This is a genomic window from Lysobacter olei (genome assembly GCF_054777355.1).
The window spans coordinates 37835-56023 of sequence record NZ_BAAHAT010000009.1 but is presented as its reverse complement, the minus strand read 5'-3'; the positions used below and the strand labels follow the sequence as shown (position 1 = coordinate 56023).

The following is an 18189-nucleotide window of genomic DNA, read 5'->3' as shown; positions in this document are numbered from 1 at the left end:
CCACGTCCTTCACTTCGCTCATGCCGGCTTGGCCGCGCAGGCCAGGTAGTTCACATCGGTGCGGCCGGTGACGCGCGCGGCATTGCGCCACGGCTCGTACATCAGGCCGCTCACGTCTTCCAGTTGCAGGCCGGCGGCGCGAAGCCATGCGGCCAGCTCGGACGGCTTGATGAAGTCACGGTACTGGTGGGTGCCCTTGGGCAGCAGGCGTGCCACGTATTCCGCACCGACGATGGCCAGTGCAAAGGCGGCCGGCGTACGGTTGAGCGTGGACAGGAACAGCTTGCCGCCGGGCTTCAGCAGCGTGGCGCAGGCCTGGATGATGGCGGCCGGGTCGGGCACGTGCTCCAACATTTCCATGCAGGTGATGGCATCGAAATGGCCCGCCTTTTCGACGGCCAGCGACTCCACCGACTGCACGCGGTAATCGACCTTCACGCCCGACTCCAGCCCGTGCAAGCGGGCCACCTTGACCAGCTCCGGCGACAGGTCGAGTGCTGTGACGTGCGCGCCCTCGTGGGCCAGCGCCTCGCTCAGCAGGCCGCCGCCGCAGCCCACGTCCAGGACGTCGGCATTGCGCAGCGTGGTGCGCGCGGCCACGTAGCCCAGCCGCGCCGGGTTGAGCGCGTGCAGCGCCTTCTGCGGGCCGTCCGGGTCCCACCAGCGGTTGGCCAGCGCACCGAACTTGTCCAGTTCGGCCTGGTTGAAATTGGTGTCGTGCGACTCGGTCTGCGTGGTCATCAGGAAATCCGGATGGAGGCGATGCGCGCGCGCCACTGGCGGGCGTTGGCGACGAGTGCGGCCAGGTCCATGCCGACCAGCTCGCGCTGGCGCAGCTTGGCCTTGCCGGCGATCCATACATCGCTGACTTGTTGGCGGCCGGCGGCGTACACCAGCTGCGAAATGACGTGATGCAGCGGCTGGGTTTCCAACTGGCCGAGGTCGACCATGGCCAGGTCGGCCTGCTTGCCTGCCTCGATGCTGCCCACGCGCGCGTCCAGGCCCAACGCCTTCGCACCGCCCAGGGTGGCCGCCTGCAGAGCACTGGGCGCGTCCAGCGCGGACGCGTCATTGGCGACAGCCTTGGCCAGCAGCGCGGCCGTACGGGTCTCGCCGAACATGTCCAAGTCATTGTTGCTGGCACAGCCGTCGGTGCCGATGGCGACATTGACGCCGGCCTGCTGCAGCATGCCGACCGGGCAGAAGCCCGAGGCCAGCTTGAGGTTGGATTCGGGGCAGTGCACGACGCTGACGCCGCGCTCGGCGCACAGCGCGATCTCGGCGTCCGTCAGCTGGGTCATGTGCACGGCGATCAGACGGTCGTTGACCAGACCCAACCGGTCCAGGCGTGCGAGCGGTCGCTGGCCGTGCTTCTCCTGCGATTCCTCGGTCTCGTGCGCGGTTTCGTGCACATGGCAGTGCACGGGCACGTCCAGCTGGTCGGCTAGCATGCGGATGCGTTCGAAGTTGGCGTCCGACACCGTGTAGGGCGCGTGCGGCGCGAAGGCGGTGGCCACCAATGCGTCGTCGCGCCACTGGTCATGTACTTCGGCGGCCTTGTCGAAGTATTCGTCCGAAGTGCGCGCCCACGCCGTCGGGAAGTCGATCACCGGCAGGCCCACCAACGCGCGGAAGCCATGGCGCTTGTAGACCGCAGCCTGCACGTCAGGGAAAAAGTAGTTCTCGTTGGCGCACGTCGTGCCGCCGCGCAGCATCTCGGCAATGGCCAGGCTGATGCCATCGGCCACGAACTCCGGCCCGATGACCTCGGCCTCGATCGGCCAGATGTGCCCCTGCAGCCACTGCATCAGCGGCAGGTCGTCGGCGACGCCGCGCAGCAGCGTCATCGGATTGTGCGTATGGGCATTCACCAGCCCGGGGATCAGCGCGCCGTCAGGACGCGACACCACTTCGCGGGCGGAGAAACGCTGGCGGGCCAGGGCCCGCGGCAGCACCGCCTGGATCACGCCGCCAGTGACGGCCACGGCGTGGTCTTCCAGCACCACGCCGTGCGGCACGACCGGCACCACCCAGCCGGCTTCGATCAGAAGGTCACAGGCTTCGGGTGCGGCATGGGTCGTCATCAGGCATTCCTGTCGGGGCTACCCCGACAGCCTGCACCGGGCGCGTGACAGCGGGATGCAGGCCGTCCGACAGGCGGCGTCGCGCCGCCCGGTCGTGGCGGCGCGGATTCACCGGGGCAGCCAGGCCGCCCCTGATGGGATTACTTCACGCGGGAGACGTACTCGCCCGAGCGGGTGTCGACCTTGATCACTTCGTCCTGGGCGACGAACAGCGGCACGCGGACCACGGCGCCGGTTTCCAGGGTCGCCGGCTTGCCGCCGGTGCCGGCGGTATCACCCTTCACGCCCGGATCGGTCTCGGTGATCTTGAGCTCAACAAAGTTCGGCGGCTGGACCATGATCGGGTTGCCGTTCCACAGCGTCACCACGCACTCTTCCTCGCCCTTGAGCCACTTCTCGGCACCGCCCATGCCGGCCTTGTCGGCCTGCACCTGCTCGAAGCTCTCCTGGTTCATGAAGTGCCAGTACTCGCCATCGGCATAGAGGTACTGCATGTCGGTGTCGACCACGTCCGCCACTTCCAGCGAGTCGGTCGCCTTCATGGTGGTTTCCTGCACGCGGCCGTTCTTGATGTTGCGGTACTTCACGCGGGTGAAGGCCTGGCCCTTGCCCGGCTTGACGTACTCGGTCTCGGTGATGACGCAAGGGTCATTGTTGACGAGGATCTTCTGACCGTTCTTCACGTCGTTCATGCCAAGGCTGGCCATGGTGCAACTCCTGGATCTTTCTTGTCTGGGATGGGCTGCCGCCGCGGCGCGCAAGGCCGAGGCCGGCTAGAATGTCGGCCCGCGCCGCCGCCCTCCCGGGCTGCTTCGACGCGAAAACAGTACGCCATGATACCTGCTGGCCCCGTCCCCATGCAGCCTGCCCCCACGCAGCCCGCCCCCTTCACGCCCCGCACCTGGCAACAGCTGTGGCGCGAAGCCGTGCGCGATCCGCGCGAATTGCTCGCGCTGCTGGGGTTGGAAGGCCGGGTGCCCGACCTGTCGGATGAGGCTGCGGCGCAGTTTCCGCTACGGGTACCCCGGGGCTTCGTCGCCCGGATGCGCCACGGCGACCCCACCGACCCGCTGCTGCGCCAGGTGCTGCCGCTGGATGCGGAAATGCGCCCGATGCCCGGCTTCAGCCTGGACGCCGTGGGCGACGGGGCCGCCAAGGCCGGCGACGGGGTGATCCGCAAGTACAACGGGCGCGCCCTGCTGGTCACCACCGGCAGCTGCGCGATCAATTGCCGCTACTGCTTCCGCCGCCACTTCCCCTATGCGGAGGAGACGGCGGCGGCTGGCGGCTGGCAAGGCGCCATCGACCTGATCCGCGCCGACACCTCGATCCACGAGGTCATCCTGTCCGGCGGTGACCCCTGGTCGCTGGCCACCCACAAGCTGGCCGAGCTGACCGATGCGCTCGCCGCGGTGTCCCACCTGCGCCGCCTGCGCATCCACACCCGCCTGCCCGTGGTCCTGCCCGAGCGCGTGGACGAGGCCCTGACGGCCTGGCTGGAGGCCCTGCCCTGGCCGGTGACCGTGGTGCTGCACGCCAACCACGCCAACGAGTTCAATGGCCACGTTGACGCGGCGCTGGCCCGGTTGCGTGCGACAGGGGTGCAGTTGCTCAACCAGGCGGTATTGCTGCGCGGGGTCAACGATTCGGTCGAGGCGCTGGCCGAACTCAGCGAGCGTGGCTTCGCCGCGGGCGTGATGCCCTACTACCTGCACCAGCTGGACCGCGTGCAGGGCGCCGCCCACTTCGAGGTCGAAGACGAACGGGCAAAGGGACTGCACCGCGCCCTGGCCGCCCACCTGTCGGGCTATCTGGTGCCCCGCCTGGTGCGTGAAGTGGCGGGCGACCCGGGCAAACGACCGCTCTAGACCGTGAGTCCCCGCGTGGGGATCTGACGATGTTCATGGACGGCCGCAGCCGCTTCATGGCATAACCCCGACCCATGGAGATCGCCATGCAAATCGGCAAAGACAAGGCCCTGCGCCTGCTGGTCGTCGACGACAGCGTCGAGGCGGCGGAGGCCATTGTCAGCGGCCTGCGGAACGCAGGCATCGCGGTGCGCCCCTCGCGCCCGGAAAACGAAGACGAACTGAAGGCGCTGCTGGACAGCCAGACGCCGGACCTGATCATCGCGGCCCATGCCTCCAGCGCCATCCCGCTGGCGAGGACGATGGCGGTGGTGGATGCCAGCGGCAAGGACCTCCCGGTCCTGATCCTGTACGACAGCATCGACGACGCCCGGCTGCTGGAAGCCAGCGCGCTGGGTGCCCATGGCGTGATCCTCCGCGACAAGGCGCAGCAGATCGAGCAGGCCGTTCGCACCGAGTGGACGGACCTGGAGGCCCGGCGCGCCTTGCGTCGCCTCGAGAACCACGTCCGCGAGACCGAGCGCCGCTGCGACGCCCTGATCGAATCCTCCCGGGACCCGATCGCCTACATCCACGAAGGCATGCACATCCGCGCCAACGCGGCGTACCTGGAGATGTTCGGGTTCGAGTCCTTCGAGGACATCGAGGGGATGTCGCTGCTCGACCTGGTGGCCCCGCAGCACGTGGAAGGCTTCAAGAAGCTGCTGAAGTCCCTGTCGAAGGGAGAAGCCCCACCGCCCCGGCACGAGTTGCAGGCGCGGACGCTGGAGGGCGCGCAATTTCCGGCGGTCATGGAGTTCACGGCCGCCACCTATGAAGGCGAGCCCTGCCAGCAGCTCATCCTCCGCCGCCAGGAGACCGGCGCGGTGGACGAGGCCCTGCTGGAAGAGCTGCGGCAGCGTGACCAAGTCACGGGCCTGCTCAACCGCCAGGCGTTCCTCCGCGAACTGGAAGACACGGTGGCCGATGCCGCCCAGAACGCCACCCAGCACGGGCTGCTGCTGGTGGAGCCGGATCATTACGCACGACTGGTCCAGGACATTGGCCTGGGCGCGGCGGACGCGCTGATCGCCGCGTGTGCCGAGCGCTTGCGCAATGCCGTGGGCGCGGAGGACGTGGTGGCCCGTTTCGGCGAGCACCAGTTTGGCGTCCTGCGCCGCGGCGCCGACCATGCGACTACCGCGTCCATCGCCGAACAGATCCGTGCGGCGTTTGCCGACGCCGTGCTGGAAGTTGGCAGCCATTCGCTCAACATCACCGCCAGCATCGGCGGCGTCCAGATCAGCCAGCGCATTGCCAGCATGACCGCGGTACTGGGCAAGGCGGCCTCTGGCGTGCAATCGGCGATCGGGGTGGGCGGCAACCGCGTGGACCTGTTCGACCCGGGCGCCGTGGACCGTGCCGAGCTCGAACGCATGGCGGCGTGGATCGCCCGCATCCGCGAAGCGCTGGAGGGCGACGGCTTCCTGCTGCACTACCAGCCGCTGATCGGGCTGCATGGCGAACCGCGCGAGATGTACGAGGCTTTCCTCCGCCTGCGGGGCGAACACGGCGAGATCGTTCCGCCGCTGACCTTCCTGCAGATCGCCGAGGAAAACAGCCTGATGTCGGACATCGACCGCTGGGTCGTGGGAACCGCCATCTCGCTGATCGGCGAACGGGCCCGCAACGGTCACGAAACCACGATGCTCGTGAAGGTCACCGAGCATTCCCTGCAGGACGACAGCCTGGCCGGTTACATCGAGGAGCAGTTGGCTACGCACGGCGTCGACGGGCGCCAGCTGGTGATCGAAATCCCCGAGTCGAAGGTGTTCACCCACCTGCGCGCGGCACAGGCCTTCCAGGTGCGACTCGCCCGGCTCGGGGTGCGCATCTGCCTGGAACAGTTTGGCAGCGGCCTGAACTCCTTCCAGATGCTCACCCACTTCGACGCGGCCGTGCTCAAGTTCGACCGCGCCTTCATGGAAGACCTGCCCACCAACAACGAGCTCCAAGCGCGCCTTCGCGACATGACGCGCAAGGCACGGGACATGGGCAAGACCACGATTGCCGAATTCGTGCAGGACGCGGGCAGCATGTCCATCCTGTTCGGTGCCGGCGTGGACTATGCGCAGGGTCATTTCCTCGCCGCATCCGGTCCCAGCATGGACTACGAGTTCTAACCCCTGCCCCGCGCCCGCGGCCGCGCACTCACTGCGCCCCGTCCGCCCTGCCCCCACCAACGACAAAGCCCGCCTTTCGACGGGCTTTGTCTTGTCCGGTGAACCGGGTGCGTCAGCCGACCACGGTGCCGCGCACCGGCTCCACGGGCGCGTTGCGCAGCGCCTCGATGCGCTCGGCCAGCGGCGGGTGGCTCATCAGCAGCTTGCGCAGGCCGTGGCCGACCGCACCACTGATGCCAAACGCAGCCACCTGCTTGGGCAACGTGCTCTCGCCGTAGGTCTGCGACAGGCGCTCCAGTGCGGCGATCATCTTCGGGCGACCGGCCAGGCTGGCGCCGCCCGCGTCGGCGCGGAACTCGCGGTAACGCGAGAACCACATAGCGATCATGCTGGCGAACAGGCCGAAGACCATGTCCAGCACGAAGACGATCACGTAGTAGCCCAGGCCCGGCCCACCTTCACGGTTGCCATTGAGGTAGCCATCGATCACCCGGCCCACCAGGCGCGCCAGCACGATCACGAACGTGTTCAGCACGCCCTGGATGAGCGCCATGGTCACCATGTCGCCGTTGGCCACGTGGCTGACCTCGTGGGCCAGCACGGCCTCGGCCTCGTCGCGGTTCATGGCACGCAGCAGGCCGGTGGATACCGCCACCAGCGAGTTGTTGCGGCTGGGGCCGGTCGCGAAGGCGTTGATCTCCGGCGCGTCGTAGATGGCCACTTCCGGCATCTTGATGCCGGCGGCCTCGGCCTGGCGGCGCACCGTGGTGACCAGCCATTGCTCAGCCTCGTTGCGGGGCTGCTCGATCACGTGTGCGCCCGTGGTGCGCTTGGCCACCCACTTGGACATCATCAGCGAGATCAGCGAGCCGCCGAAGCCGAACACGGTGGCCATGACCAGCAGCGCGCCGTTGTTGCCCAGCGTCACGCCGAACACGTTCTGCAGCACCGCCATGACGATGCTCAGCAACGCGAGTACGGCGAGGTTGGTGGCAAGGAAAAGTACGATCCGCTTGAACATGCTTCAAATCCTGCCGCGCACCGTGCGCGGATACGTGAAAAGTGTGGCAGTCTCGCATGGATTTCAAGTGAACCCGCGTGACTTTGCCCCCCGTCCCCTCCCGCTACCGCGGCCGTTTCGCCCCGTCGCCCACCGGCGATCTGCACGCCGGCTCCCTGCTGGCCGCCTTGGGAAGTTGGCTGCTGGCGCGCCAGGCCGGCGGAGAGTGGCTGGTCCGCGTGGAGGACGTGGACGCCCCGCGGGAAGTGCCTGGAGCCGCGCAACGGCAACTGGAGGCCCTGGCCGCATTCGGACTGCATCCAGACGGGCCCGTGGTGTACCAGAGCCAGCGCGGGGCGCTCTACCGGGCTGCACTGGACAAACTGCTGGCGAGTGGCGAGGCATTTACGTGCCATTGCAGCCGCACCGCATTGGCCGCCAGCCAGGGCATCCATCGGCACTGCGTGGCCACCGCCCCGCGACCCGATCCGGCGGTTCGGCTGCGGGTGCCTGACGGCGCCGTCGTCGACTTCGTCGACGCCATCCAGGGGCCGCAACGTCAGGACGTGGCTCATGACGTCGGGGATTTCGTCCTCCTGCGCGCGGACGGCTGCTGGGCGTACCAGTTGGCCGTGGTCGTGGACGACGCGGAACAGGGCATCACCGACGTTGTCCGGGGGGCCGACCTGCTGGACTCGACCGCCCGCCAGATCCTGTTGCAGCGTGCGCTGGGATTGCCCCAGCCGCGTTACGCGCACTTGCCGCTGGTCGTGGATGCGCAGGGCCGCAAGCTCTCCAAGAGCGATGTCGCGCACCCGGTCGACCCCGGCAACCCGTTGCCCGCACTGGCAGCCGCCTGGCGGACGCTTGGCCAATCGCTCGACGCGGTGGCAGCAGCCGCGGACGTGGCGGCTTTTTTGGGAGCCGCCGTCGCCGCGTTCGACCCAAGCCGCATCCCGACAGGCGCCGCGACCAAAGTCGCCGCAATGCAGCATCAAAGTTTCACGATGCAGCGCTAGTATCGAGGCGGAGCCGCAGGGTCGCGGCAATGGAGAAGTTGGCATGCAATCGCGTGTTGCACTGGTCACGGGTGGTACGGGCGGCATCGGCACCGCCATCGTCAAGAAGCTGGCAGACATGGGCCATCGGGTGGCCACCAACTACCGCAACGAGGAGAAAGCCAAGGCCTGGCAGGAACGGATGAAGGCCGAGGGCTATGACGTAACGCTGGTGAAGGGCGACGTCACGTCGCCGGACGAAGCCGCCGCGATGGTGCATGAGGTCGAGCAGAAGCTCGGTCCGGTGGACATCCTGGTCAACAACGCGGGCATCACCCGCGATGGCACCTTCCACCGCATGAAGCCCGAGCAGTGGACCGAGGTAATCAACACCAACCTTAACTCGGTGTTCAACGTGACGCGGCCCGTGATCGAGGGCATGCGTGACCGCAAGTGGGGCCGCATCATCCAGATCAGTTCGATCAACGGCCTGAAGGGCCAGTACGGCCAGGCCAATTACGCGGCCGCCAAAGCCGGCATGCACGGTTTCACCATTTCGCTGGCGCGCGAGAACGCCAAGCTGGGCATCACGGTGAACACCATTTCGCCGGGCTACATCGCCACCGACATGGTGATGGCGGTGCCGGAGGACGTGCGCGCCAAGATCGTGGCCGACATTCCGACCGGGCGGCTGGGCACGCCGGAGGAAATTGCCTACGGCGTGGGTTTCTTGGCGGCAGAGGAAGCCAGCTGGATCACCGGCAGCAACCTGGACATCAACGGCGGCCACCACATGGGCTGGTGAGCTCCCGCCGCGACCGGGACGACTCTGCCCCCGTCGCGGCACACCCTGGAAGCGCGCGGCCGGCCACCCAAGCCGGCCGCGTCGTTTCGTGGCCGCGGGGCTGTCCACCGGGCCAGTTGCAAGGCCACGCGGGCTGCGCCATGCTGCAAGGCACCAACGATTTAGAGTCTCCGCTCGATGGCCTCGACCCGCGTCATCAAGAAGTACCCGAATCGTCGTCTCTACGACACCGAGATCTCCAGCTACATCACCATCGAGGACGTGCGCCAGCTGATCGTCGATGGCGAGGATTTCGAGGTGCGGGATGCCCGTTCCGGCGAAGACCTCACGCGGCAGGTCCTGTTGCAGATCATTTCCGAGCACGAGCAGGACGGCGAGCCGGTACTGTCGACGCAACTGCTGAGCCAGATCATCCGCTTCTACGGCGACTCGCTGCAGGGTTTCATGGGCAGCTATCTGGAACGCTCGATGCAGGTCTTCCTCGACCAGCAACAGCAGTTCCGCAGCCAGATGGGCGGGATGATGGGGCAAACCCCGTGGTCCCTGATGAACCAGCTCACCGAGCGCAATCTGGCCATGTGGAAAGACTTCCAGCAAAACCTCACCAGCAACGTGGGTTCCTCGCCCAACACCCCGCGCAAGCCCGCGGACACCAAGCGCGGGCGCTGAGTTTCGCCAACTGCTGAGCGGGGCAAAAAAGCCGGCATATCGCCGGCTTTTTTCATGGGCGGGCGACCGTCCCCTCGCTCGCGCCGAGTTCAGTGGCGGTGCGTGCGGCGCTGGCCGTCCGTGGCAGCCCCTGCACCGGGCCTCAGCGCGATGCTGTGGCGCCGGACTGGCAGTACTTAGCCCGGAACGCCTCGGCCTGCGGCATCAGCGACTGCAGGTTTTGGATGCGGTTGGCGGGATTGGGGTGCGTGGAGGCGAACTCCGGCGGCTGCTGTCCGCCACCGAGGCTGGCCATGCGCTCCCACAACGGGATGGCCTGCTGCGGGTCGAAGCAGGCCGCGGCGGCCAGCATCAGGCCCACTTCGTCGGCCTGGGTCTCGTGGTTGCGGCCGTACGGCAGGATGAAACCGTATTGCGCGCCGGCGCCGAGTGCCGCCATCACCGCCTGCTGCTGCTGCGGATCCATGCCGCCCACGGCCATGCCGGCCGCCATCTGGCCCATCTGCACCAGTTTCTGTTGCGCCATGCGCTGGGAGCCGTGGCGCAGCAGTGCATGCGCGATTTCATGGCCCATGACCACCGCCATCGCATCCTGGTTCTGGGCGACGGGGATCAGGCCGGTATAGACGGCCATCTTGCCGCCGGGCAGGCAGAAGGCATTGGCCTGGTCGGACTGGATCACGGCCACGTCCCACTGGAAGTTCTGGTGGGAGGTGGGCACCTGCTGCTGGTTGGCCGCCGCCATGTCGGTGGTGACCTCGGGTACGCGCGCGACCAGCCGCTGGGCGATCGTGCGGATCTGCTGGCTGACCTCCGTGTTGGCGGGAAGCAAAGCACCTTGCGCTTGCGCATCGCCCAGTACCTGCTGGAAGGCCTGCGCACCCAACTGCACTTCTTCTTCGGGCGTGGCGCCGTAATGGGCCTTCTCGCCGGTGTACGGGTCGACCTTCGCGCTGCCGAACCACTGCCAGGCCGCATAGCCGGCGAACAGGATCAGGATCCACCACCGGATACCGCCGCCACGACGCGGCGCGCCGGACTGGCGCTGTCCACCCAACGGATCAATCCTCATGCCACGCACTCCTGCAGGTCAGATGTCCCGCACGACCCGGAAGCCGACGCGGGCATTGGTGGTGTTGCGGTCACTGCCCAGGCGCCACGCCGAGCGCGTCTGCGCCGGCGAACTGGCCCACGAGCCGCCACGGACCACCGCGGTGCGGCACCCGGGGTTGACCCAGGCCTCGCCGTCATCGGGGGCGCGACGGTAGGTGTCGTGCCAACAGTCCGCCACCCACTCGGTTACATTGCCTGCCAGGTCGTGAAGACCGTATGCATTGGCTGAATAACTCCCAACCAGTGCCGGCCCCCAGGCATCGTCGCGGTAACCCGCAAACGCATTGCGCCAGCCACGTCCGCTGGGCGAGGCATCTTTGGCGCCGGTGAAATTGCCCGCGTCGTCGGGCGGGACGTCCCCGGGCCACGGAAAGCGCGACTGCGAGCCCGCGCGCAAGGCGTACTCGAACTCGGCTTCACTAGGCAGGCGATAGGTCTGCCCCGTCTGCTCGGACAACCACTCCGCATACGCGTGCGCGTCTTCCCAGCTGACGTGAATGACAGGCATGCGCTCGTCGGCCGCCTTGCCGGTGTAGTCCGAGCGCCAGCTCACGCGGCTGCGCCGGACCAGGTTACCGCTGCGCTCGTCATAGGCAATCGAATAGCCGCGCCGCTCGGCGCGCGAACGGTAGCCGGTGGCGGCCACGAAGCGGCCAAACTCGCCCACCGTCACCTCGGTGCGAGCCATGGCCACACCGCGATCGAACCGAATGTTGCGGGCCGGGTATTCCGCATCGCTGGCGTCCCGCTCGCCCTCGGCCGCGCCCATGCGGAACGCGCCGTGCGGCACGACCACCATGACCGGACTGCGACCGCCATTGCGAAGGGCCTCGGTGAATACCTGACCCGGCCGGAACATCCCGTAATGCGAAGCAAGTTCAATCCGCTGGCGCAGTTCCACGGCGGCGGGATCGCCACTGGGGGCAATGCGCAGCAAGGAGGCAAGGTGGCCGCGCGCCGCGTTCAGGCCATCCTCACGACCGAGCGAGGCGATGCCCAGGTCGCGCAAGGCGCGGATGCGTGCGGCCCGGCGCTCGGCAATCTGGACGCGCGCGTGGGCGATGGTGTCCACGCCCCCACGCACCTTTGCCGCGATGTCGAGCCAGCGATCGGCGCCGGCATAATCGTGCTCATCCGCGGCCAGTTCGGCGCGTCGGATCAGCGCGCTCTCGGCCGCCGCAAGGCCCTGTTGGGCGCGGGCATCGCCGGGCCGCCACTTCAGTGCCTGCCGGAAGTGCGCCAGCGCGCCACCCTTGCCGTCTTCCCCAACCTTGCCGGCGGCCAACGCACGCTCACCCTGGCGGTTGGCCTTGGCGGCGGCCTCCGCTGCGTCCACCCGCGACAGATAGGCCTGCACCGCCTCCTGCGCGGGCGCGACGGTGCGGGCAACGGCCGCGACCTGGTGCGCCTCGCGCAGCGAGTCGGGCTCGATGTCGATGGCGGCCAGCGCGGCATCGCCCTGTGCCAGGAGGGCGGCAGTGGCCCGTGCCAGCGAGTCCACGACGGCCGCGTCATCAGGCCGGTGCTTGGCCAGCGCGAGCAGGATGGGCAAAGCGCCTCCGGCATCCGCGTACAGCTGGCCGTCGGCGAGCGCTTTGTCGGCCTGGCGCTTGAGCGTGCCGGCGTTGGCGTCGGTGACCTCCACCGCGGGCGGGCGCCAGGGCCCCACCGGGGAGACCGCCTGGTCCTCACTGACCGTGACCACCGGACGGGGGCCCTTGGCAACGCGGTCGGCGCCGGCACCATGGCCGGCACCCTGCTCGCGGGAACATCCCGCCAGCAGCAGCGTTGCCACCATGCTCGCCACCACGATCGCCCGCAAACGCCCTCTCCCTGCTCCGGCCCACGCCGGATGCCGGCCCGGGTGAAAGTAGGCTATTGTCGCCCGCCCCGGCAACCCAAACGCGTGAACAACCGTCCCGTGCCCATCTGGATCAAAGACCCCGCCGCGCTGCAGGCGCGCTTCGCCCAACGTCCCGCCCGCATCGGGCTGGATACCGAGTTCATCCGCGAACGCACCTTCTGGCCGCAATTGGCGCTGGTCCAGATCGCGCTGGACAGGGGCGGCGAACTGGCGCCGGACGACATCGTGCTGGTCGACCCACTGGTGCCGGGCATGCCGGAGGCGCTGGCCACGATCCTTGCCGATACCGCCATCCTCAAGGTGATGCACAGCCCCAGCGAGGACCTGGTGGCGTTCCGCCACACTTGCGGCGTGGTGCCCACCCCACTCTTTGATACGCAGGCCGCGGCAGCGATGGCGGGGGTCGGCACCGGCCTGGGCTACCAGAAGCTGGTGGAACAGCTAACCGGCACCGCGCTGGCCAAGGGCGAGACGCGCTCGGACTGGCTGCGGCGTCCCCTCTCGCCGTCGCAACTGGAATACGCGGCGGACGATGTTCGCCATCTGTTCGAGATGCACGACATCCTCGCCGACCAGCTGGAGCGCAGCGGACGCAGCGCATGGCTCGCCGAAGATGCCGCGCGCACGGTGGCCAATGCCCTGAACGAAGGACCGGAGCGCTGGCCGCACCTGTCGCTGCGTTCGGCAGGGTTCCTGGAGCCCGAAGCCCAGCGCCGCCTGCTGCGCCTGCTGCGTTGGCGCGACCAGTACGCGCGCACCAACGACCGCCCGCGCAACTGGATCCTGGACAACGAACTGGCGGTGAGCCTGGCCCGCACCCCGCCCATCGACGTCGCCGGCCTGCTGCGCGTCTTCGACGGCCACCCCAAGGCCCCGCGCAAACTGGCCGACGCGATCTGGCAGGCGCTGCAAACCCCGCTGACCGACGAGGCCTACGCCCCGGATGCGCGACAGGCCGAAACCCGCGACAAGGCGCGGTTGCGCCGCCTGCAGGACGCGGTGGCCGCCCGCAGCCAGGCGATGGAACTGCCCGATGGCGTGCTCGCGTCGCGGCGGTGGCTGGAAGCACTGATGGACACGGGCGAATGGCCCGAGGCACTTGCCGGCTGGCGCCGCGCCGCGCTGGAGCCCACGCTGGCCCCGCTGCTGGCGACTAGCGACAACCCATCGACATCCGTATAATGCCGCCTGCCGTGGGGCCATAGCTCAGCTGGGAGAGCGCGTCGTTCGCAATGACGAGGTCGGGAGTTCGATCCTCCCTGGCTCCACCACTTATTCCAAATGGTCAGGCTTATGCTTGGCCATTTTTTTTGCTGCCGCCACGACACCCCGCCCCGCCACGTGCATGGCGGCACGGATGGCGGTTCGCTCGCGCGTTGATCGCCTGCGACGCAGGGCTGCTCCTGCCAATAATTTATTCTTGACTTAATAGTCGATAGAAGCTCCTATTCCGTAACGATTCCACCCGAGCCGTCGGGCCGCCATGGCCTGCCTCGGTGCCGATGGGTCAGGGGACTTGAATGATCGAAACGGTGTGGCCTTACCTGGCGATCCTGCTGCTGTCGGCCGGACTCTTCCCGACCCTGGAACGACGTTACGGGTGGCGACTGTTCTCCACCCTGCCGCCGATTGTCCTCACCTACCTGTTCGTGACCGCACTGGCGGTCGCTGGGGTGTGGCAGGCGACACCCGCGATCACGACCGCGCAACGCACGTTGACCGCGCAATTGCTGCCAGCGCTGCTGTTCCTGCTGATGACGGGCTGCGACCTGCGCGCCATCCTCGCACTCGGCCCTCGCATGCTGGCCGTGTTCGCCTGTGCCATGGGCAGCATCCTGCTGGCGATCGTGCTGGTGTACCTGGCATTCCGGCACGTACTGCCCGGTGACGGGTGGAAGATGCTGGCGGCCCTGAGCGCGACCTGGACCGGGGGCTCGGCCAACCTGGTCGCGGTCAAGCAATCGGTCGGGCTTCCGGACAACCTGTTGCCGTCGGTGCTGCTGGCCGATGCGTTGTGCTACTCGGTATGGGTGGTGGCGTTGTTCTCGGCGGGGAGACTGGCGCCGGCGTTCAATCGCTGGACGCACGCGAGCGAGCGCCCTCCTCTGCCGGAGTTGGCGCCTCGTGTCGAAGGCGATGCGGGCCCCGGCAGCGTGCTGCTGTGGCTGGGCGCGGCGCTGGCCGTCGGAAATGCGGCCGCAGGCATCGCAGCGATGCTACCGACGAATGGCCTGCTCACCGTCACGGCCTGGACCGTACTGATCGCCACCGCCGCCGGCCTGCTGCTGGCTCACACGCCACTCGCCCGTTCGCCCGTGCCCGCGCCACTGGCCCAGGCCCTGTTGGCCTGCCTGGTCGCCGTACTGGCGTCGCAGAGCAACTTCGAAGGCCTGGCGACCGCGCCGCTGTTCGTGGCCGTGGGGTTCTGCGTGCTGCTCCTCCACGTGGCGCTGCTGGTGTTGGCGGCGCGGGTGTTCCGCTTCGACCTGCACCTGTGCGGCATCGCCTCGCTGGCCCAGATCGGCGGAGTCGCGACGGCGCCAGTACTGGCGGCGACCTATTCGCGCGCCCTCGTGCCGGCCGCAGTGTTGCTCGCGACGCTGGGGCTGGTGCTTGGCACGGCCGTGGGCCTGAGCATGGCCGGCCTGCTGTCCGGGCTGTCGCCGGCCACGAGTTGATGCATGCTCCACGCTCCACCCGTTCCACGCTGATGGCCAACGTCACCTCGACCGCCAGCGCCCCAGACCACCCTCCACTCCATCCGGCCGACGCCCAATGAAGATCACCGAGATCCGCTTCGGCATGCTGCGTGTCCCGTTGAAGACGCCCTTCAAGACCGCGCTGCGCACGGTCTCGGCGGTGGAGGACATCGTGGTGTGCGTGCATACCGACACCGGCCACGTGGGTTATGGCGAAGCACCGGCCACGGCCGTGATCACCGGCGACACCCATGGCTCCATCATCGACGCGATCGACAAGTTCATCGCGCCGCGGGTGATCGGCCAGGAGATAGCCAACCTCAACCGCATCACGGGACTGATCCAGGGCGCACTGGAGCGCAACACCAGCGCCAAGGCCGCGGTGGAAATCGCGGTGTACGACCTGTTCGGTCAACTGTACGGGGTGCCGCTGTACAAGATCCTCGGCGGCGGCGACCCGGTGATCACCACCGACATCACCATCAGCGTGGACTACATCGACAAGATGGTGGCCGATTCGATCAGCGCGGTGGACCGCGGCTTCGAATCGTTGAAGATCAAGGTGGGCAAGGACATCGGCGTGGACATCGAGCGGGTCAAGGCGATCCATGCCGCCGTCGAAGGACGCGCGCTGCTGCGCCTGGATGCCAACCAGGGTTGGACCGCCAAGCAGGCCGTGCATGCCATCGGCCTGCTGGAGGATGCCGGGGTGCGGTTGGAACTGGTGGAACAGCCGGTCAAGGCGCGGGACTTGGACGGCATGAAGTACGTCACCGAACGGGTGCACACGCCGATCATGGCCGACGAGAGCGTGTTTGGCCCCGCCGAGGTGATCGATCTGATCCGGATGCGGGCCGCCGACATCATCAACATCAAGCTTATGAAGACCGGCGGCCTGTCCAATGCCATCCGCATTGCGGATATCGCGGCGTTGCATGGTGTGGAGTGCATGATCGGCTGCATGCTGGAGTCCAGCATCAGCGTGGCGGCGGCGGTGCACCTGGCGGTGGCCAAGGCCGACGCGATCACCAAGGTGGATCTGGACGGTCCTTCGCTGTGCGCGTTCAACCCCGTCGATGGTGGCGTGATCTTCAACGAATCGGAGATCTCGGTGACCGATGCCCCCGGGCTCGGCATCCGCGAGATCCGCGGCCTTGAGCCTCTCTGAATGAACCAGCCCCTGGCCCCATTGCTGAAGATCCGCGCGGAACGCGACCAGATGTCGGCGATCGAACGGCGCATTGCCGACTTCATCCTCGACAATGCGCACCTGCTGCGCGACTACTCCTCACAGCACTTGGCCAATGCGCTGGGCATCAGCCAGTCCAGCGTGGTCAAGTTCAGCCAGAAGCTGGGGTTCAAGGGGTATCCGGACCTCAAGTACTCGATCGGGCAGGCACTGGCGCGCGGCGACGCGGAACCCGCGAGTCCGCCTTCCGCATCGCCCCTTGGCGCCGACCCGCACTCGGCGCTGGCCGGGCGGTTGTGGCAGCTCAAGGCCAAGGCCGAGGCCGAGACGCGGTTGATCAACCCCGCGGAACGGATCGACGAAGTGGCCGCCGCCGTGCAAAGCGCCGGCAAGGTGTTTGTCATTGGTTTGGGCGAAGACGGCATTCCGGCGCGCGCGTTCGCCACGCGGCTGTCGATGCTGGGCGTGCTCACCGTGCATTACGTGGACGCGATCCTCATGCAGGCCGGCATTGCCTCGGCGGCTCCCGGCGACGTGCTGCTGGTGTTCTCCGAGCGGGGTCGGCAGCCGGTGCTGTGCCAGATCAGCCGCCGCTTCCGCGAGCACGGTGGGCGCGTGGTATCGGTCACCCGGCACACGCCCAACCCGTTGCGTGCGCTGGCCGACATCGCGCTGCTGGTGTCGGCGCACGACGAATCGCGCCACGTGGAACCGCTGCTTTACCAGTCCGCGCTGCAGCACCTGCTGGACCTGATCTTCCTGATGGTCTGCGAAGCCAGCGAGGAGCGACAACGCTGGTTCGACAGCAACGCCGAGCACATGCATGCGCTGGAAGACTGACCCGCGCCCCGTTCCGATATGACCGCCACCGCACCTGGAGCCCGCCAGATGACGTTTTCCCGCACCGCGCTGCTGCTCGCCATCGCCCTGCTGTCGGCCTGCGCGAGCACCACCCGCGCACCGACGACCGCGTGGAGCGAGGCGCGACAACTGGTGCTGGTCACCACCGCCGACTGGGATGCGACCCAAGGCCAGATGCGCCGCTTTGAACGGGCTGCCCAGGACGGCGCATGGCAACCTGCGGGGTCAGCCAACCCAATTACGGTGGGGCGTGCCGGCAGCGCGTGGGGCATCGGCCTGCATCCGGCCGCCGATGCCGGCAGTGCGCCCGGCAAGCAGGAAGGCGACGGGCGCGCACCCGCGGGCGTGTTTCGCATAGGCACCGCCTTCGGGTATGCCGGCCACGCCGACACTGCCTGGCCGTACCAGGCCATGCAGGCCTCGGACTACTGCATCGACGTGAATGGCTCACCGCTCTACAACCGCATCGTCGATGCCAACGTCGTGGGCGCCGCGGCCGTGGCCGGGTCCACCGAACCGATGCGGCGCGATGTGCACGCCAATGGCGACGCGCGCTACCGGCTGGGCTTCGTGATCGAGCACAACGCCGGGAACCGCTCGGGCGCGGGCAGCTGCATCTTCGCCCACCTGTGGCAGGCCCCGGGCGTCACCACCGCGGGCTGCACGGCCATGGCCGAACCCGCCATGCAGCAATTGCTGGGGTGGCTGCAGCCGCAGGCCAAACCGGTGTTCGTCCTGCTGCCTCGAGCAGAGTACGAGCGGCTGTGGCAGCCCTGGGGCCTGCCCCGCCCCGACGCCGCGCGCTGAGTCGCACCCAGACACCGCACTTCCCCGTCCGCGCCTGGACCACCACCCCGCTTTCTCCCTGCAGGAGCTT

16 protein-coding genes and 1 tRNA gene are annotated in these 18189 nt (G+C 68.0%); 11 read left to right on the top strand and 6 right to left on the bottom strand.

The window, feature by feature from the left end; genetic code table 11:
* Positions 1 to 18 precede the first annotated feature (18 nt).
* The 3 genes from ubiG to efp form a co-directional block, all read right to left on the bottom strand.
* Entirely contained in the window at positions 19 to 741 is a 723-nt protein-coding gene (gene ubiG / locus ACYVBS_RS12975; protein ID WP_460824112.1) for a bifunctional 2-polyprenyl-6-hydroxyphenol methylase/3-demethylubiquinol 3-O-methyltransferase UbiG, read from the bottom strand.
* Positions 741 to 2084, bottom strand: coding sequence for a TRZ/ATZ family hydrolase (locus ACYVBS_RS12970; protein WP_460824111.1), 1344 nt, complete (start codon positions 2082 to 2084; stop codon positions 741 to 743). The genes ubiG and ACYVBS_RS12970 overlap by 1 nt, the downstream gene beginning before the upstream one ends.
* A gap of 140 nt (positions 2085 to 2224) precedes the next feature.
* Positions 2225 to 2791, bottom strand: a complete 567-nt coding sequence (efp, locus tag ACYVBS_RS12965) for an elongation factor P (RefSeq protein WP_460824109.1) — start codon at positions 2789 to 2791, stop codon at positions 2225 to 2227.
* Between the two features lie 126 nt (positions 2792 to 2917).
* Between efp and epmB the strand changes: the two genes are divergently transcribed.
* The gene (gene epmB / locus ACYVBS_RS12960) at positions 2918 to 3952 is read left to right on the top strand and encodes an EF-P beta-lysylation protein EpmB (protein WP_460824107.1); all 1035 of its coding nucleotides are present in this window, start codon (positions 2918 to 2920) and stop codon (positions 3950 to 3952) included.
* 86 nt (positions 3953 to 4038) lie between these two features.
* Positions 4039 to 6114: an EAL domain-containing response regulator gene (locus tag ACYVBS_RS12955; protein WP_460824106.1), complete on the top strand. Its 2076-nt coding sequence runs from the start codon at positions 4039 to 4041 to the stop codon at positions 6112 to 6114.
* Between the two features lie 112 nt (positions 6115 to 6226).
* On the opposite strand, the gene htpX is transcribed toward ACYVBS_RS12955, so the two are convergent.
* Positions 6227 to 7135 carry a protease HtpX gene (gene htpX, locus ACYVBS_RS12950; RefSeq protein ID WP_460824105.1) on the bottom strand — a complete coding sequence of 303 codons (909 nt, stop codon included), beginning with the start codon at positions 7133 to 7135 and terminating at the stop codon, positions 6227 to 6229.
* Positions 7136 to 7212: 77 nt separating this feature from the next.
* Here htpX and gluQRS point away from each other — a divergent pair, with 77 nt between their 5' ends.
* The 3 genes from gluQRS (at position 7213) to phaR (ending at position 9586) form a co-directional block, all read left to right on the top strand.
* The gene (gene gluQRS, locus ACYVBS_RS12945; protein ID WP_460824103.1) at positions 7213 to 8133 is read left to right on the top strand and encodes a tRNA glutamyl-Q(34) synthetase GluQRS; all 921 of its coding nucleotides are present in this window, start codon (positions 7213 to 7215) and stop codon (positions 8131 to 8133) included.
* A 43-nt stretch (positions 8134 to 8176) separates the two neighbouring features.
* A complete protein-coding gene (gene phbB / locus ACYVBS_RS12940; protein WP_460824102.1) occupies positions 8177 to 8917 on the top strand; it encodes an acetoacetyl-CoA reductase in 741 nt (246 codons plus the stop codon).
* A gap of 177 nt (positions 8918 to 9094) precedes the next feature.
* Positions 9095 to 9586 (top strand): polyhydroxyalkanoate synthesis repressor PhaR, encoded by a 492-nt coding sequence (phaR, locus tag ACYVBS_RS12935; protein ID WP_460824101.1) that lies wholly within the window; start codon positions 9095 to 9097, stop codon positions 9584 to 9586.
* 142 nt (positions 9587 to 9728) lie between these two features.
* On the opposite strand, the gene ACYVBS_RS12930 is transcribed toward phaR, so the two are convergent.
* Both ACYVBS_RS12930 and ACYVBS_RS12925 read right to left on the bottom strand, forming a co-directional pair.
* A complete protein-coding gene (locus ACYVBS_RS12930) occupies positions 9729 to 10658 on the bottom strand; it encodes a M48 family metallopeptidase (RefSeq protein WP_460824100.1) in 930 nt (309 codons plus the stop codon).
* 18 nt (positions 10659 to 10676) lie between these two features.
* The gene (locus ACYVBS_RS12925; RefSeq protein WP_460824099.1) at positions 10677 to 12497 is read right to left on the bottom strand and encodes a formylglycine-generating enzyme family protein; all 1821 of its coding nucleotides are present in this window, start codon (positions 12495 to 12497) and stop codon (positions 10677 to 10679) included.
* A gap of 123 nt (positions 12498 to 12620) precedes the next feature.
* Between ACYVBS_RS12925 and rnd the strand changes: the two genes are divergently transcribed.
* The 6 genes from rnd (at position 12621) to ACYVBS_RS12895 (ending at position 18119) form a co-directional block, all read left to right on the top strand.
* Positions 12621 to 13745, top strand: a complete 1125-nt coding sequence (gene rnd / locus ACYVBS_RS12920) for a ribonuclease D (protein ID WP_460824200.1) — start codon at positions 12621 to 12623, stop codon at positions 13743 to 13745.
* Positions 13746 to 13758: 13 nt separating this feature from the next.
* Positions 13759 to 13834, top strand: a tRNA-Ala gene (locus ACYVBS_RS12915).
* Positions 13835 to 14083: 249 nt separating this feature from the next.
* Positions 14084 to 15241, top strand: coding sequence for a DUF819 family protein (locus tag ACYVBS_RS12910; protein ID WP_460824097.1), 1158 nt, complete (start codon positions 14084 to 14086; stop codon positions 15239 to 15241).
* A gap of 97 nt (positions 15242 to 15338) precedes the next feature.
* Entirely contained in the window at positions 15339 to 16430 is a 1092-nt protein-coding gene (locus ACYVBS_RS12905; protein ID WP_460824096.1) for a dipeptide epimerase, read from the top strand.
* A 12-nt stretch (positions 16431 to 16442) separates the two neighbouring features.
* The gene (locus ACYVBS_RS12900; RefSeq protein ID WP_460824199.1) at positions 16443 to 17291 is read left to right on the top strand and encodes a MurR/RpiR family transcriptional regulator; all 849 of its coding nucleotides are present in this window, start codon (positions 16443 to 16445) and stop codon (positions 17289 to 17291) included.
* 48 nt (positions 17292 to 17339) lie between these two features.
* Positions 17340 to 18119, top strand: a complete 780-nt coding sequence (locus ACYVBS_RS12895) for a L,D-transpeptidase family protein (RefSeq protein WP_460824095.1) — start codon at positions 17340 to 17342, stop codon at positions 18117 to 18119.
* Positions 18120 to 18189: the final 70 nt, after the last annotated feature.

Bases quoted from the DNA above. Each gene is read 5' to 3' on its own strand.
- ACYVBS_RS12970 (WP_460824111.1), bottom strand. From the start codon at position 2,084: ATGACGACCCATGCCGCACCCGAAGCCTGTGACCTTCTGATCGAAGCC.
- ACYVBS_RS12910 (WP_460824097.1), top strand. From the start codon at position 14,084: ATGATCGAAACGGTGTGGCCTTACCTGGCGATCCTGCTGCTGTCGGCC.
- ubiG (WP_460824112.1), bottom strand. From the start codon at position 741: ATGACCACGCAGACCGAGTCGCACGACACCAATTTCAACCAGGCCGAA.
- ACYVBS_RS12905 (WP_460824096.1), top strand. From the start codon at position 15,339: ATGAAGATCACCGAGATCCGCTTCGGCATGCTGCGTGTCCCGTTGAAG.
- ACYVBS_RS12930 (WP_460824100.1), bottom strand. From the start codon at position 10,658: ATGAGGATTGATCCGTTGGGTGGACAGCGCCAGTCCGGCGCGCCGCGT.
- htpX (WP_460824105.1), bottom strand. From the start codon at position 7,135: ATGTTCAAGCGGATCGTACTTTTCCTTGCCACCAACCTCGCCGTACTC.
- ACYVBS_RS12925 (WP_460824099.1), bottom strand. From the start codon at position 12,497: ATGGTGGCAACGCTGCTGCTGGCGGGATGTTCCCGCGAGCAGGGTGCC.
- phbB (WP_460824102.1), top strand. From the start codon at position 8,177: ATGCAATCGCGTGTTGCACTGGTCACGGGTGGTACGGGCGGCATCGGC.
- efp (WP_460824109.1), bottom strand. From the start codon at position 2,791: ATGGCCAGCCTTGGCATGAACGACGTGAAGAACGGTCAGAAGATCCTC.
- epmB (WP_460824107.1), top strand. From the start codon at position 2,918: ATGATACCTGCTGGCCCCGTCCCCATGCAGCCTGCCCCCACGCAGCCC.
- phaR (WP_460824101.1), top strand. From the start codon at position 9,095: ATGGCCTCGACCCGCGTCATCAAGAAGTACCCGAATCGTCGTCTCTAC.
- ACYVBS_RS12955 (WP_460824106.1), top strand. From the start codon at position 4,039: ATGCAAATCGGCAAAGACAAGGCCCTGCGCCTGCTGGTCGTCGACGAC.
- ACYVBS_RS12895 (WP_460824095.1), top strand. From the start codon at position 17,340: ATGACGTTTTCCCGCACCGCGCTGCTGCTCGCCATCGCCCTGCTGTCG.